Source organism: Microvirga sesbaniae, from assembly GCF_025460805.1.
In the GTDB taxonomy this organism is placed as follows: Bacteria; Pseudomonadota; Alphaproteobacteria; order Rhizobiales; family Beijerinckiaceae; genus Microvirga; species Microvirga sesbaniae.
Genome location: NZ_JAMXFJ010000047.1, coordinates 1 through 13,864 on the forward strand (window position 1 = coordinate 1; position 13,864 = coordinate 13,864).

At 67.2% G+C, this 13,864-nt stretch carries 15 protein-coding genes; 11 read left to right on the forward strand and 4 right to left on the reverse strand.

The annotated features are described in order from the left end of the window. The first annotated feature begins 559 nt into the window (after window positions 1-559). Together OCW50_RS29215 and OCW50_RS29220 are read left to right on the forward strand one after the other, a co-directional pair. Window positions 560-2,599 (forward strand): M23 family metallopeptidase, encoded by a 2,040-nt coding sequence (locus tag OCW50_RS29215; RefSeq protein ID WP_262300013.1) that lies wholly within the window; start codon window positions 560-562, stop codon window positions 2,597-2,599. Window positions 2,600-2,605: 6 nt separating this feature from the next. Next, window positions 2,606-3,523 carry an AEC family transporter gene (locus tag OCW50_RS29220; RefSeq protein WP_262300014.1) on the forward strand — a complete coding sequence of 306 codons (918 nt, stop codon included), beginning with the start codon at window positions 2,606-2,608 and terminating at the stop codon, window positions 3,521-3,523. A gap of 234 nt (window positions 3,524-3,757) precedes the next feature. Here the strand turns inward: OCW50_RS29220 and gluQRS are convergent, their stop codons facing one another. Continuing rightward, window positions 3,758-4,630 (reverse strand): tRNA glutamyl-Q(34) synthetase GluQRS, encoded by an 873-nt coding sequence (gene gluQRS / locus OCW50_RS29225; RefSeq protein WP_262300015.1) that lies wholly within the window; start codon window positions 4,628-4,630, stop codon window positions 3,758-3,760. Between the two features lie 33 nt (window positions 4,631-4,663). On the opposite strand from gluQRS, the gene OCW50_RS29230 reads away from it, so the two are divergent. Then, window positions 4,664-5,308: a DNA-3-methyladenine glycosylase family protein gene (locus OCW50_RS29230; protein ID WP_262300016.1), complete on the forward strand. Its 645-nt coding sequence runs from the start codon at window positions 4,664-4,666 to the stop codon at window positions 5,306-5,308. A gap of 97 nt (window positions 5,309-5,405) precedes the next feature. On the opposite strand, the gene OCW50_RS29235 is transcribed toward OCW50_RS29230, so the two are convergent. Beyond that, on the reverse strand, window positions 5,406-6,176 hold the full coding sequence (locus OCW50_RS29235) for an HpcH/HpaI aldolase family protein (RefSeq protein WP_262300017.1): 771 nt from the start codon (window positions 6,174-6,176) through the stop codon (window positions 5,406-5,408). Window positions 6,177-6,231: 55 nt separating this feature from the next. Continuing rightward, on the reverse strand, window positions 6,232-6,555 hold the full coding sequence (locus tag OCW50_RS29240; protein ID WP_262273312.1) for a DUF1476 domain-containing protein: 324 nt from the start codon (window positions 6,553-6,555) through the stop codon (window positions 6,232-6,234). A gap of 239 nt (window positions 6,556-6,794) precedes the next feature. Between OCW50_RS29240 and purC the strand changes: the two genes are divergently transcribed. From purC to OCW50_RS29280, 8 genes are all read left to right on the forward strand, one after another. Next, window positions 6,795-7,589: a phosphoribosylaminoimidazolesuccinocarboxamide synthase gene (gene purC, locus OCW50_RS29245; RefSeq protein WP_262273311.1), complete on the forward strand. Its 795-nt coding sequence runs from the start codon at window positions 6,795-6,797 to the stop codon at window positions 7,587-7,589. Window positions 7,590-8,055: 466 nt separating this feature from the next. Beyond that, the gene (locus OCW50_RS29250; RefSeq protein WP_262300018.1) at window positions 8,056-8,595 is read left to right on the forward strand and encodes a hypothetical protein; all 540 of its coding nucleotides are present in this window, start codon (window positions 8,056-8,058) and stop codon (window positions 8,593-8,595) included. 127 nt (window positions 8,596-8,722) lie between these two features. Further along, window positions 8,723-8,962 (forward strand): phosphoribosylformylglycinamidine synthase subunit PurS, encoded by a 240-nt coding sequence (gene purS / locus OCW50_RS29255; protein WP_173946714.1) that lies wholly within the window; start codon window positions 8,723-8,725, stop codon window positions 8,960-8,962. Window positions 8,963-8,969: 7 nt separating this feature from the next. Further along, a complete protein-coding gene (purQ, locus tag OCW50_RS29260; RefSeq protein WP_262273309.1) occupies window positions 8,970-9,668 on the forward strand; it encodes a phosphoribosylformylglycinamidine synthase subunit PurQ in 699 nt (232 codons plus the stop codon). A 23-nt stretch (window positions 9,669-9,691) separates the two neighbouring features. Then, window positions 9,692-11,902, forward strand: a complete 2,211-nt coding sequence (gene purL, locus OCW50_RS29265) for a phosphoribosylformylglycinamidine synthase subunit PurL (protein ID WP_262300019.1) — start codon at window positions 9,692-9,694, stop codon at window positions 11,900-11,902. 12 nt (window positions 11,903-11,914) lie between these two features. Next, window positions 11,915-12,151 (forward strand): BolA family protein, encoded by a 237-nt coding sequence (locus tag OCW50_RS29270; RefSeq protein WP_036362056.1) that lies wholly within the window; start codon window positions 11,915-11,917, stop codon window positions 12,149-12,151. 44 nt (window positions 12,152-12,195) lie between these two features. Next, a complete protein-coding gene (gene grxD / locus OCW50_RS29275) occupies window positions 12,196-12,531 on the forward strand; it encodes a Grx4 family monothiol glutaredoxin (protein ID WP_262300020.1) in 336 nt (111 codons plus the stop codon). Between the two features lie 192 nt (window positions 12,532-12,723). After that, a complete protein-coding gene (locus OCW50_RS29280) occupies window positions 12,724-13,041 on the forward strand; it encodes a hypothetical protein (RefSeq protein WP_262300021.1) in 318 nt (105 codons plus the stop codon). A 63-nt stretch (window positions 13,042-13,104) separates the two neighbouring features. On the opposite strand, the gene tlpA is transcribed toward OCW50_RS29280, so the two are convergent. After that, window positions 13,105-13,770, reverse strand: a complete 666-nt coding sequence (tlpA, locus tag OCW50_RS29285) for a thiol:disulfide interchange protein TlpA (RefSeq protein ID WP_262300022.1) — start codon at window positions 13,768-13,770, stop codon at window positions 13,105-13,107. Between the last annotated feature and the right edge of the window lie 94 nt (window positions 13,771-13,864).

The window sequence follows — 13,864 nt, forward strand, 5'->3', positions numbered from 1 at the left end:
TTCCCTGAAGCGGTGTACTCACCAAAGCGTAAGACTGGTCGATGTTCATTCCATCCAGCCCCATAAGGGCCGGCGCAAGGACACCGCCGCCTACGCTTCTCTTCCCTCTCAACAATGTCAAAGAGCAACACATCTTCCGATGTGACCGATAAAAACAGACCTCCGCAGAACAGCGCTTGTTCCCGACCGAAGTCGGGCCCAACAGCCCGGTTTCTGAGGAAGATCTGGGCGCCGTTCGCGTCAGCGGCGGCGTCGATGGGGGGTATATAGGCCGAACCTCGCGGGCCTGTCAACGTGCTTCGTGAAAGTTTTTTGACAGGCCGCCTGTGGGCTTTCCGGAGCGCCTCCCGCACAGGTTTTTTCACCCCTGCCTCACTGCCGACACAGTGCGGCCCGAAGCAGAGCCGCGGCGGGCGTCCATTTCCGCACCCTCTATCCTCGGAGAGTTGGCGCGCCCTGCGCAAGCTTGTCTATTAGTCTGTGCGGTTGTCGTCTCTTGTGCTAGATGGCCTCTGGTGTCTGTGACAGCAACCCACGTCCTTCATGCCAGACAGAGATCATGACCGCTCTTCCCCCCGATGACAGCCATGCCAAGAGTTCCCGAAAGGAAGCTTCGCGCCTGTCGTCCGGCATCGATCTCGGCCATGAACCTCCCCTCAATACCAGCGGCAACGCGGCCCCTGAGGTCGACAAGTGGGAAGTGAACCTGCGCTGGCTGGGCGCCAGCATCCTGACCGGCGTCACGGGCGCCGTCCTGATTGGAGCCTCCATCTACATCGCCCTCGAAGGGGCGACGACCTCCGCCCTCCCGCCTGAGCGGGCCGCTCTCAATGGCCGGACTCCGTCGGCGAGCGTCGAGGAGCGGACCTCGAACCTGGCCCGCAAGGCCGACCGGCTCAACATGACGGAGCAGACGTCGTCTGCGCGCCAGAGCTTCAAGGCCCCGATGACGATCCGCATCGGAGAGCGCGAGGCGATCAAGGTCCGCAACTTCGTCCGCATCGCCACGAACCTCTCCCTGAGCGCCGGCACCTACGCGGCCGACATCCCGCCCTTCAATCCGCTGCGCCTGTTTGCCGAGGGAATGGACGAGCAACGCGTCGAGCCGACCCCGGAGGTCGCGGACGCGGACGTATCGGTCCTCAGGCGCGATCTCGCTTCGGTAGCCATCGCGGCGAGCGCCCCCTCCCTGACCGACGGCGACGTGCTGGCGATCCTGGAGGAGGAACGGCGGGTCTTCAACGATGCGGGGCGCCGGACCCCGGTGCCGATCCCGGCCCAGCAGATGCTGTCCCGGACCCTGCGGCAGCCGGAAGGGCTTGGAGACGCCCTGGGATACGCCCGCGTCGTGGACGCCCCCTTCAGCACGATCGAGGTTCGCGTCGTGCCCGAGAACGTGACCGAACTGCCCAAGATCGAGCAGAAGACCATGGCGCCCCTCGTCGAGGAACGCGACGTGGTCCTCAAGAAGGGAGAGACCCTCGAGACGGTCCTGCGCAGCTACGGGGGCACCCCCGGGCAGATCGCCGCGATCACCACGGCTCTGGCGGCCCGGATCAAGGTCGAGGGTCTGACCGAAGGCCAGAGGCTGCGCATTCTCATTGCCCCAGGGCCCCGGCTCGGCGACCCCCGGCAGATCGTCCGGGTGATCACGCTGGGAGAACGAGGGATCGAGGGAATCGCGGCCGCCAACGATCGCGGCGTCTTCGTGTCCGTCACGCCACCGGCCGACGAGAGGAACCGCCAGGTCGCCGAAGCCTCGGAGAACGAGGAGGACGAGGACGACGACGGGCGCGGCGTGCGGCTCTACGAAAGCCTCTACGAAACGGCGCTCAAGAACGAGCTGCCCCGCCAGACGGTCGACGAACTGGTGCGGATCTTCGGCTACGACGTGGATTTTCAGCGCCGGGTCTCGCAGGGTGACTCCTTCGAGATCTTCTTCGGCTCCGATGACGACAACGGCGCGCCCGAGGTTCTCTATGCCGCCCTGACGGTGGCCGGGGAAGCCCGCCGCGTCTATCGCTATCAGGGCGAGGACGGCACGGTCGACTTCTTCGACGAATCCGGCCGCTCCCTCAAGAAGTTCCTGATCCGCAAGCCCATCTCCGACGGCATTCTTCGTTCGGGCTTCGGATCGCGCTTCCATCCGATCCTGGGCTATTCGCGGCCCCATACGGGCATCGACTGGGCCAACAAGGTGGGCACCCCGATCCTGGCCGCCGGCAACGGCACCATCCGCTTCGCCGACTGGAAATCGGGCTACGGGCGTCACATCGAGATCCAGCACGCGAACGGCTATGTGACGACCTATTCCCACATGTCCGGCTTCGCCAAGAACATGGCGTCCGGCACCAGGGTCCGGCAGGGGCAGGTCATTGGCTATTTGGGCAGCACGGGCCTGTCGACCGGCCCTCACCTCCACTACGAGGTGCTCATCAACGGCAGCTTCGTCGATCCTCTCAAGATCCGCCTGCCGCGGGGACGGGAGCTCGAGGGTCGCGGGCTGGCGGATTTCAAGCGCCAGCGTGAGCAGGTCGACGAACTGATGTCCCACAGCGTCGCCTCCGCCACGCTCTCCCAGCGGGCCGAGCTGCGATAGAGCCCCATGCTCGACCTTTTCGCGATCGTCCTGCCGGTCTTCGGCCTGATCGGCATCGGCTATGTCGCGCGCCAGACGGGACTCATCTCCGAGCGGGCCGGCGAAGGCCTGTCCGAATTCGTCTTCACGCTCGCCCTCCCGTGCCTGATCTTCCGCACCCTCGTGCGCGCCGAGATCCCGGACGTCCAGCCCTGGGGCTACTGGATCTCCTATTTCGTCGGGGTGGCCGTCGTCTGGCTCCTGGCCACCGTGATCGGGCGGCGTTTCTTCGGGATCAAGGGTGTGTCCGGAGTCGTCGCCGGCTTTTCGGCCGGACAGGCGAACACCGTCTTCGTCGGCGTTCCGATGATCCTCAAGGCCTATGGGGACGAGGGCGCGGTTCCGCTCTTCCTCCTGATCGCCGTGCATCTCCCCGTCACGATGACCCTGGCGACGGTCCTGGCCGAGGGGCGCCAGGCTTCGCCGGTCGTCGTCCTGCGCCGCCTCCTGACCCATCCCATCGTCGTCGGGATCCTGGCGGGATCCGCCTGCCGCCCGCTCGCCGCCCACGTGCCGGCTCCCGCCTGGCAGGTCATGGATCTCCTGGCGAGCGCGGCGGTGCCCTGCGCCCTCATCTCCATGGGCATCGCGTTGCGCCGCTATGGCCTCCAGACGGGCTGGAAACTGCCGGCCGCGATCTCCTTCCTCAAGCTCGTGCTCCATCCCCTGATCGTGCTGGTGCTGGCCACAAAGGTGTTCGCCATGCCGCCGGTCTGGGCCGGGGTCGCGGTGCTCTTCGCCTCGTGCCCGTCCGGGATCAATGCCTATCTCTTCGCCGAGCGCTACGGGGAAGGCGTTGCCCTCGCGTCCAGCGCCATCACCCTGTCGACGTTCCTCGCCCTGGGCACGACGCTCGTCTGGCTCTCCGTGCTCGGCATAGGCTGAGGCGGGGCTGCGCGAGCCCGTCGTGCGGCCCCGGAGGGCCATCCGATGCTCCATTCTTGGCCGGCGCATCGTTCAGGGCGGACCCAGAGGGCCGCGTCCGAGGCTTTAAGCTTATGTTTTGGAGCATCTTTTACGCACAAAACCGGTTCCCGCTTTTCACGTCCGATACTCTCATTCAAGAAGAAAGCATCGGATGGATCCCAAAAGTGCAAGTCCACTTTTGGGTCCGATGCTTTAGAAGCCGAGGCGCCGCCGGATGGCCTGCGGGGTCACGCCGTCGGCGCGCAGCTCCGACAGGGCTGGCGATTGCCGGCTCTTGGCCAGCTTGTCGCCCGTGGGGTCCAGCACGAGCCCGTGGTGGTGATAGAGGGGCGTCGGCAGGTCCAGCAGCGCCTGCAGCAGCACGTGGAGGTCGGTCGCGGCTTCGAGATCCTGGCCGCGCACCACGTGGGTGACGCCCTGGAGGGCGTCATCCACCACCACGGAGAGATGGTAGCTCGACGGGGTTTCCTTGCGCACGATCACCGCGTCGCCCCAGCGCCAGGGATCAGCCGCGACCGTCTCCTCGCGGCCGTCTCGGTCGAACCGCCTGAAGGCATGCGGCCCCGGCCTGAGTTTCTGCGCAGCCGCGCTGTCCAGGCGCCAGGCCTGGGGCTCGCCGGCCGCAATCCGGCGCTCGGCCTCTGCGGCGGGCACCTCCCGGCAGGTCCCCGGGTAGAGGGGTGCGCCGTCCGGATCGCGGGGCCAGTCCCGGCCGCTCTCCTGTTCCCGGCGGGCAACGGCCTGCACGATGTCCCGGCGGGTGCAGAAGCAGGGATAGACGACACCCCTCCCCTTCAGCTTCAGGAAGGCAGCGCGGTAATCCGCAAAATGTTCGGACTGGCGCCGCACCGGGATCTCCCACTGCAGGCCGAGCCAGGCGAGATCCTCATGGATGGCGGCCTCGAAGTCCGGCCGGCATCGTGTGATATCGATATCCTCGATGCGCAGGAGGAAGCGCCCGCCGAATCGGCCGGCGAAATCGGCATTGAGAAGAGCCGAATAGGCATGGCCCAGGTGAAGCCGCCCGTTCGGGCTCGGAGCGAATCGGAAAACGGGCTTCGTCACGGGAGCCTGCGGGACAGGAAGGAACCTCAAGGAATGACCACCCTCCTCGAAACGGATGCGGTTCTCAAGAGGGGCTTGGGCGAACTGGTGCTGGCGGACCCCGTCATGGCGAAGCTGGCGGCGGACGGGGTTACGCCGCACTTGCGCAAACGGCCGCCCGGCTTCGAGGGCCTGGCCTGGATCGTCGTGGGACAGCAAGTTTCCACCGCGAGCGCGGAAGCCATCTGGAATCGCCTCCGGCAGAACCTCGAACCGCCGCGGCCGGACGTCTTTCTCCGGCTGTCCGACGAGGATCTCCGGGCGGCCGGATTGTCCGCCGGCAAGGTCCGGACCCTGCGCGCCCTGGCGACGGAGATCGTGGAAGGCCGCCTCTCCCTCGACGAGCTGCGGAATCGCCCGGCCGAGGAGGCTCATGGCCTCCTCACGCGGGTAAAGGGGATCGGCCCCTGGACGGCGGACGTCTACCTGCTCTTCTGCCTCGGGCATCCGGACGCTTTTCCGAGCGGGGATCTGGCCGTGCAGGAGGCGGCCCGCCTCGCCTACGGGCTCGAAGCGCGGCCGGACGCCCGCACCCTGACCGCTTTGGCCGAACGATGGCGCCCATGGCGGGGGGTCGCGGCCAAGATGCTCTGGGCCTATTACCGCGTGATCAAGTCCCGGGAGGGCGCCCCCGGCTGACCGGACCGCCGGCCGCCCTGGCCTCCCCTCCCCCGGAAGCCGCTAGCGCACCGTGCGAAAAAGTGGACGCGGTTTTTCGCGTCGAGCGGTGCGCCGCTCAAGCCCGCGCGGCCACGAGGGCCGCATGGGCGCCGGACCGGAGCATGGCGATGTCGTTGCCGATGGACACCATGTGGAACCCCTTGGCGGACAGCTCCGCCGCGCGATCTCCCGACTGCGCGTAAACGGCCGCGAGCTTTCCGGCGGCCTTCGCCCGGGCGAGCACGTGATCCAGGGCCTTCTCGACCTCCGCGCCGGTGGGATTGACGCCCGCTCCCCGAGCCAGCGCGATCGACAGGTCCGAGGGGCCGACGAAGACTCCATCGATTCCGGGCACGGCCAGGACGTCGTCGACGATGGCCAGGGCCTCCCGGGTCTCCACCATGGCGAAGGATACGGTCAGGTCGTTGGCCTTCCGGAGGTAGTCGCCCGGCTCCATCCCGGTCAGCGGGAGCGCCCCATAGGCGCCCCAGCTGCGCTCGCCCGTCGGCGGGTACTTCATGAAGGCGGCGAAGCGCCGTGCATCCTCGACGGTGTTGATCATCGGGGCGATCGCGCCGGTCCCGCCGGCATCGAGGAACCGCGACGCGGTGGCGAAGTCCCCCACGGGGAGACGGACCAGGGCCGGCTTCCCGGCGGCGGCGATAAGGGGCACGGCCTGGAGCGCGGCGGGGAAGTCTACGGCGCCGTGCTGCATGTCCAGGACGACCGCGTCGAACGCCTCGCGGGCCAGGATGCCGGCCACGGAGGGATCCGGCAGGCCGCACCAGGCCGTCAGCAGGGGGGAGCCGGCTCTCAGCCGCTCGGGGAACGATGAATGGGTCGGCATGATGCCCCTTTGCTTCAACGGCGCCTCGGCGCAACAAGGTCGCAGCCCGGAGGCGCTAACGCCCCGCCTTGATCTCCTCGATCGCCTGAGCCCTCAGCTGGCCGAGCTTGGCCCTGAGCGCGCTCTCGTCCAGCGGCTGGCCGGCGGCGCCCAGATCCTGATGCACCTTGCGGATCACGTCGCCGTCCCCGGGTTCGTGGAAATCGGCCAGGACGATGCTCCTGGCATAGGCCTCCGCGTCGGCGCCGGTCTTGCCCATGCGCCCGGCCACCCAGAGGCCCAGGAGCTTGTTGCAGCGCGCGGTCGCCTTGAAGCGGAGCTCCTCGTCGAGGGCGAACCGCTTCTCGAAGGCTTCCTCCCGGTCGTCGAACGTGGTCATCGGCCTTGTCCTCCCTGGCTTTTCCTTATGCGATATAAGGGCGCACTCGCGCTGCCGCCAGACGCTCCCCATCTCTCCAACGGTGCTTTCACCAGGTTGCAGGGTTGCAGCCTGTCTCCCCGCGTTGTGCTTGCCCGAGGGATCGGATAGGTTGCCCTTCAAGCGGACCGCCGGCGAAAAGCCGCGCGTCACGCCAGCCGCGGATCTAAAAAAATGACCATCCCCAGGAGCCACGGCAAATGGATTTTCTCAAACCACGGTACACGCCTATGAATCGTCGCCGTCGCATCTATGAGGGCAAGGCGAAGGTCCTCTATGAGGGCCCGGAACCCGGAACGCTCATCCAGCACTTCAAGGATGACGCGACCGCCTTCAATGCCAAGAAGCATGAAGTGATCGACGGCAAGGGCGTGCTCAACAACCGGATCTCGGAATACCTGTTCCAGCATCTGAACGACATCGGCATCCCGACCCACTTCATCCGCCGCCTCAACATGCGCGAGCAGCTGATTCGCGAGGTCGAGATCATCCCCCTCGAGGTGGTGGTGCGGAACGTGGCCGCCGGCTCGCTGGCCACCCGCCTCGGCATCGAGGAGGGCACCCAGCTGCCCCGCTCGATCATCGAATTCTATTACAAGAACGACGCCCTCAACGACCCGATGGTCTCGGAGGAGCACATCACGGCCTTCGGCTGGGCCTCGCCCCAGGAGATCGACGACATCATGGCGCTGGCCATCCGGGTCAACGATTTCCTGTCCGGCCTCTTCCTCGGGGTCGGCATCCGCCTCGTCGACTTCAAGCTGGAGACGGGCCGTCTCTGGGAGGGCGAGATGATGCGCATCGTCGTGGCCGACGAGATCTCGCCGGATTCGTGCCGCCTCTGGGACATCAAGTCCAAGGACAAGCTCGACAAGGACCGGTTCCGCCGGGACATGGGCGGGCTGGTCGAGGCCTATACGGAGGTGGCCCGCCGGCTCGGCATCCTGTCCGAGAACGAGAACCCGGTCACGGGCGGCCCGCGCCTCGTGCAGTAAAGCCCACGTTCCTCGCATCCTGCAAAGCCCGGCCGCCGCGCCGGGCTTTTTGTTGGCCGCCGGGGGGCCGGCGCTTCTTCGACGCCATGAGTCCGTTCCGCCGGTCCCGAGGGAGAGGCGCTGCGCATGCCTGATCGGGACCTGCGGGGGCGCCACGCAATCCGTCATCACCGGGCTTGTCCCGGTGATCCCGCTCGGTCGAGGCGCGGCGCCTTTCCGACCGGGATGGCCGGGACAGCCCCGGCCATGACGTGGAGGGTGGCAGGACCGGGAGCGTTAGGACCGGCGATCCCGATATGAGAAGCGCAGCGCCCCACCGCATCGGGTTGGCCGGCAAGAGGCAGGTCATGACCGACCGGCCATGACGGAGAGGGTGGATGACCGGGATGGCGCCGCCCGTGCCGAGAAGGCCCGGCGTGACAGAAAGCCGTCGACCTGCCGATCCGTTTCGCGCATAGATGAAGCCATGCCTTTCCGCCTGTTGCGTGTCAGCCTTCCGATCCTGGCCCTCACCCTGTCCGTCGTGGGCTGCGGCTATATTCCCCGTCAGGTGGCCGGTCTCCCGCCCGACCGGTCCTGGGATGCCCTGCCCCTGCGCAAATGGCTGGCCGAGGATCGGGCTGAGCCGGTGGCCCTGGCCTTCTGCGCCCCGCCCGAATGCGGTCCGGGCCTGGCGGTGAGCGTCATCCGGCTGACCGGACGGGATGCGGACCTCACGGATGCCCTCTTGAAGGATCCGGAGCGTCTGGCTCGGGCCCTGCGCTCGCCCGCGGGCCGGGACAGGCCCGTCCGGACCAGGATCACCGTGGCGCGCCTCGAGGATGCGCCCTATCCGGGTTTCGTGATCGATCTCGCGCCCGCCGACGGCGGCAAGCCGCCGGCCTACGGGGCGGCGCTCGGGCGGCGCTCCGGGACCGATCTCGGCGTCGTTCTGGTGATCGGCGAGGCGCCGGATGCGGTGCGCGAGACGGCCAAGTCCGTCGCTGCCCGCGAATTGGGCCCCTGAATCCACGCCGGACGCATGGTCTTGCGGTGAACCGGCGGACACTTCACCGGATCATGCGTCGAGCCCGTTGTCTCCTGCGGCTAAATTCTTTATGGCCTTGGCCAAATCTCAACAGCCCGAGGCCCCCATGAAAGCGCGTGTCACCGTGACCCTCAAGAACGGCGTTCTCGACCCCCAAGGCAAGGCCATCGAGGGAGCCCTCAAGTCGCTCGGCGTCGAGGGCATCGACGGCGTGCGCCAGGGCAAGGTCTTCGACATCGAGCTCGGCACCACCGACAAGGCCAAGGCCGAAGCCGCCCTCAAGGCCGCCTGCGAGAAACTCCTCGCCAACACCGTCATCGAGAATTACCGCGTCGAGATCGCGTGAGGCTCCCATGAAATCTGCCGTCATCGTCTTCCCCGGCTCCAATCGCGAAGGCGATGTGCTGCGGGCGCTCCAATCGGCCGGATCCCGGGTGGAGAAGGTCTGGCATGCCGAGACCGAGCTGCCGCAGGGCACGGATCTCGTGGTCCTGCCGGGCGGCTTCTCCTACGGCGACTATCTGCGCTGCGGGGCGATCGCCGGCCGTGCCACCGTGATGGATGCGGTGCGCGCCCATGCGGCGCGGGGCGGGCTCGTGCTCGGGATCTGCAACGGGTTCCAGATCCTGTGCGAATCCGGGCTTCTTCCCGGCATCCTGATGCGCAACGCGAACCTCAGGTTCATCTGCCACCGGCAGTTCCTCAAGGTCGAGCGCAACGACACCGCCTTCACCCGGGCCTACGCCAAGGGCCAGGCCATCGACGTGTGCGTGGCGCACGGCGAGGGCAATTACACGGCCGACGCGGAGACCCTGAAGCGGCTCGAGGGCGAGGGCCTGGTGGCGTTCCGCTACTCCGACGCCCAGGGCCACATCACGCAGGACGCCAACCGCAACGGCTCCATGAACTCCATCGCGGGCATCTATTCCGACAAGCTCAACGTGCTCGGCATGATGCCCCATCCGGAGAACCTGATCGAAGACCTCGTGGGCGGCACCGACGGACGGGGCCTGTTCGAGAGCCTCGTGTCGTCCTTCCCCCGCGCCGCCTGATCCCTCCAGATTACGAGACCCCGATGATCCGCAACGACGTCGCCATCACCCCGGAGCTGGTCAAGGAGCACGGGCTGAAGCCGGACGAATACGAGCGCTTCGTGAACCTGATCGGCCGCGAGCCGACGATCACGGAACTCGGCATCGTGTCGGCCATGTGGAACGAGCACTGCTCGTACAAGTCCTCCCGCATTCACCTGCGCGGCCTGCCCACCAGCGCTCCCTGGGTCATCCAGGGTCCGGGCGAGAACGCCGGCGTGATCGACATCGGCGATGGGCTGGCCTGCATCTTCAAGATGGAGAGCCACAACCACCCGTCCTTCATCGAGCCCTATCAGGGCGCGGCGACGGGCGTCGGCGGCATCCTGCGCGACGTGTTCACCATGGGGGCGCGCCCCATCGCGTCGCTCAACTTCCTGCGCTTTGGCGAGCCGGACCATCCCAAGACCCCTCACCTCGTCTCCGGCGTGGTGGCGGGCATCGGCGGCTACGGCAATTCCTTCGGCGTGCCGACGGTGGGCGGCTCCGTGGGCTTCGACAAGCGCTACAACGGCAACATCCTGGTCAACGCCATGGCGGTGGGCCTGGCGCGCACCGACGAGATCTTCTACGCCAAGGCGACCGGCGTCGGGAACCCGATCGTCTATCTCGGCTCGAAGACCGGCCGCGACGGCATCCATGGCGCCACGATGGCGTCCGCCGAGTTCGACGAATCCTCGGAGGAGAAGCGCCCCACCGTGCAGGTCGGCGACCCCTTCGCCGAGAAGCTCCTGCTGGAGGCCTGCCTCGAGCTCATGAAATCCGGCGCCGTCATCGCCATCCAGGACATGGGGGCGGCGGGCCTGACCAGCTCGGCCGTCGAGATGGGCGCGAAGGGCAATCTCGGCATCGAGCTCGACCTCGACAAGGTGCCCTGCCGCGAGGAGGGCATGACCGCCTACGAGATGATGCTCTCGGAGAGCCAGGAGCGCATGCTCATGGTGCTCAAGCCCGGCATGGAGAAAGAGGCCGAGGCCATTTTCCACAAGTGGGGCCTGGACTTCGCCGTCATCGGCAGGACCACCGACACCCTGCGCTTCGTGATCAAGCACCAGGGCGAGGTGAAGGCCGACCTGCCGATCAAGGAGCTCGGCGACGAGGCTCCCGTCTATGACCGCCCCTGGGTGGAAAGCCCACGGCAGCCCGCAATTGCGGCAGAGAGCGTGACGGCTCCCGTGTCCGAGGCCGAGGCGCTCCTCAAGCTCGTCGGCTCGCCGGATCAGTGCTCCAAGCGCTGGGTCTGGGAGCAGTACGACCACCTGATCCTCGGCAACACGGTCCAGACCCCGGGGGGCGACGCCGCCATCGTGCGGGTCGAGGACGGCCTGAAGGGTCTGGCGCTCACCACCGACGTCACGCCCCGCTACTGCGAGGCCGATCCCTTCGAGGGCGGCAAGCAGGCGGTGGCGGAGGCCTGGCGCAACATCACGGCGGTCGGCGGCCTGCCGCTGGCAATCACCGACAACCTCAACTTCGCCAGCCCCGAGCGGCCCGAATCCATGGGCCAGTTCGTCGGCTGCATCCGGGGTATCGGCGAGGCCTGCAAGGCGCTCGACTTCCCGGTCGTGTCCGGCAACGTCTCGCTCTACAACGAGACCAACGGCCAGGGCATCCTGCCCACGCCCGCCATCGGCGGGGTCGGGCTCCTCGACGACGTGACGGTGAACGCCTCCATGGCGTTCAGGCGCGAGGGCGAGGCGATCATCCTCATCGGGGCCACCCGGGGCTGGCTCGGCCAGTCGATCTACCTGCGCGACGTCTGCGGTCGCGAGGAGGGCGCGCCGCCGCCGGTGGATCTGGCCCTGGAGAAGCGTAACGGCGACTTCGTGCGCCAGCTCATCCGCTCCGGCCAGGTGACCACCGTGCACGACGTCTCGGACGGCGGCATCGCGCTCGCGCTCGCCGAGATGGCCATGGCGGGCCAGGTGGGGGCCGAGATCACCGCCTATCCGGAGGGCTTCCCCCTCCATGCCTTCCTGTTCGGCGAAGACCAGGCCCGCTACCTCCTCGCCGTCGACGAGGACGTGGCGGCCGACATCCTCTACGAGGCCGGCGCGGTCGGCATTCCGGCCGTGACACTGGGAATCACCGGCGGCGATTCGTTGATTCTGCCGGGCCGGCAGGCCATATCCCTGAAGCAGTTGAAGGCAGCCCACGAAGCCTGGCTGCCCGACTACATGACCGGCAAGTCCTGAGGAGTTTGATCCATGCCCATGAACGCCCACGATATCGAGAGCATGATCAAAGCCGCCCTGCCGGACGCGGTGGTCGAGATCAAGGATCTGGCCGGCGACGGCGACCACTATGCCGCCACCGTCACCTCCTCGGCCTTCAAGGGGAAGTCCCGGGTCCAGCAGCACCAGATGGTCTATGCAGCGCTGCAAGGACGCATGGGAGGCGTGCTTCATGCCCTTGCATTGACGACCGTGGCACCCGACAATTGAGACGCGAGTCCGACGCCTTGACCGTCGGGACGAAGGAGCATTCCATGGCTGACGCCAACCAGATCATCGACAACGAAGTGAAGTCCAACGACGTCGTGCTGTTCATGAAGGGCACGCCGCAATTCCCCATGTGCGGGTTCTCGGGCCAGGTGGTCCAGATCCTCAACTACCTCGGCGTGCCCTACAAGGGCGTCAACGTGCTCGAGGACGAGACCATCCGCCAGGGCATCAAGGACTATTCCAACTGGCCGACCATCCCCCAGCTCTACGTGAAGGGCGAGTTCGTGGGCGGCTGCGACATCACCCGCGAGATGTTCCAGGCCGGCGAGCTGCAGCAGCTCTTCGCCGACAAGGGCATTCCGGTCCAGCAGAGCACCTGAGGCCGGCATTCCTTTTCGAGCGATCCGAGGCGGGGCGTTGACCCCGCCTTTTTCATGCGCCCTCCGCAGGTCAGGGGCGTCTTATGTCGCATTCCTTAAACGGCTCAGTTTCCGGCACAATGAACTGTGCTGAATGCAACAGAAGCGCCGCGCACCACAGAATAAGAAGGAGCGGCGAGAAGGGGCTGTTCCATGATCGAACCGGAGACGAATGTCGTTGCCTTCAAGCCGCGGAATGCCGTGCCCCATCATCCCAAGAGCCTGATGGAGCGCATCTATGCGGCGGGTTCCCTGTCCATCCGGGCGGACGACCGGGCCACCAAGATGGCGGCCGTCATGCTGCAGGCGCTGGGCTTCCTGGTGATCGAGGAGATCCTGGCCGACGGCACCCCGCGCCGGCTCCAACGCAGCGAGGCGCGGCAGGCCATGGACCGCCCCTGGCGGCTCTCGAAGCCGGCCTTTTCCGGCACGGTCGGCGTCCCGGACGGGGGCGGGGCGCTCCCGGTCTAGCGCATCGGACGGAAAACCGGGTCCACTTTTTACTGACGCGGCCCTCTGGGTCCGCACGATGCGCTAGGACCGGCCCAGAGCCGTCTTCATGAACGTGACGGCGTCCGGCGAGGCCCATTGGGCCGGCCCCTTGAGCAGGGCGATCTCGCAGCCCGACGCATCGACCACGAAGGTGGTCGGAAGTCCCACCACGTGGCCGGATTTCTGGAGCACCTGCAGGAGCTTGCCCTCGGGATCGGCGTGGTAGGCCAGGTTCCGGATGCCGTTCTCCTGCAGCCAGGCCTTCGGCTTCTCGGGATTGCGGGTGTCCACATTGATGGCCACGACCTGGAAATCGGGACCGCCGAGCTCGGCCTGAATCCTGTCGAGGGCCGGCATCTCCTCGCGGCAGGGCACGCACCAGGTCGCCCACAGATTGACCAGGATCGTCCGCCCCTTGAAATCCGACAGGCTCATCCGCTGGCCCTCGGGCCCCGTGAAGGCGATCACCGGCGGCGGCTTCGGGGCGTTGCTCACGCCGACGGCCGCCACCTCGCCCTTGGCCAGCGGCTTCAGGCGCTCTGCGGTCGGCTTGGAGGCGCGGCATTCGGCAACCCCGGCCGCCAGCGGGTCGCGGGGCGAGAGGCCGTACCAGGCCGCCCCGGCCCCGGCGGCCGCCAGGGCCGCGAGACCGAGGATCCAGCCCGTTCGGGATTTCGATGGGTTCGACATGGCCTGTGGGTTCGACATGGCCTGTGATGTGGCGCTTTTCGGCCCGGGCCTCAAGCCCGAAAGGAAGAGCGCGGCCGTCCGTCCCATCACGAAAGCGTTGAGCGTTCAGTCT

Excerpts from the sequence above, each read along its gene's own strand:
- OCW50_RS29230 (WP_262300016.1), top strand. The coding sequence starts at position 4,664 with ATGACCACCCTCCTCGAAACGGATGCGGTTCTCAAGAGGGGCTTGGGC.
- purS (WP_173946714.1), top strand. The coding sequence starts at position 8,723 with ATGAAAGCGCGTGTCACCGTGACCCTCAAGAACGGCGTTCTCGACCCC.
- OCW50_RS29250 (WP_262300018.1), top strand. The coding sequence starts at position 8,056 with ATGCCTTTCCGCCTGTTGCGTGTCAGCCTTCCGATCCTGGCCCTCACC.
- OCW50_RS29220 (WP_262300014.1), top strand. The coding sequence starts at position 2,606 with ATGCTCGACCTTTTCGCGATCGTCCTGCCGGTCTTCGGCCTGATCGGC.
- OCW50_RS29240 (WP_262273312.1), bottom strand. The coding sequence starts at position 6,555 with ATGACCACGTTCGACGACCGGGAGGAAGCCTTCGAGAAGCGGTTCGCC.
- purC (WP_262273311.1), top strand. The coding sequence starts at position 6,795 with ATGGATTTTCTCAAACCACGGTACACGCCTATGAATCGTCGCCGTCGC.
- OCW50_RS29270 (WP_036362056.1), top strand. The coding sequence starts at position 11,915 with ATGCCCATGAACGCCCACGATATCGAGAGCATGATCAAAGCCGCCCTG.
- grxD (WP_262300020.1), top strand. The coding sequence starts at position 12,196 with ATGGCTGACGCCAACCAGATCATCGACAACGAAGTGAAGTCCAACGAC.
- purL (WP_262300019.1), top strand. The coding sequence starts at position 9,692 with ATGATCCGCAACGACGTCGCCATCACCCCGGAGCTGGTCAAGGAGCAC.
- tlpA (WP_262300022.1), bottom strand. The coding sequence starts at position 13,770 with ATGTCGAACCCACAGGCCATGTCGAACCCATCGAAATCCCGAACGGGC.
- OCW50_RS29235 (WP_262300017.1), bottom strand. The coding sequence starts at position 6,176 with ATGCCGACCCATTCATCGTTCCCCGAGCGGCTGAGAGCCGGCTCCCCC.
- OCW50_RS29215 (WP_262300013.1), top strand. The coding sequence starts at position 560 with ATGACCGCTCTTCCCCCCGATGACAGCCATGCCAAGAGTTCCCGAAAG.
- purQ (WP_262273309.1), top strand. The coding sequence starts at position 8,970 with ATGAAATCTGCCGTCATCGTCTTCCCCGGCTCCAATCGCGAAGGCGAT.
- OCW50_RS29280 (WP_262300021.1), top strand. The coding sequence starts at position 12,724 with ATGATCGAACCGGAGACGAATGTCGTTGCCTTCAAGCCGCGGAATGCC.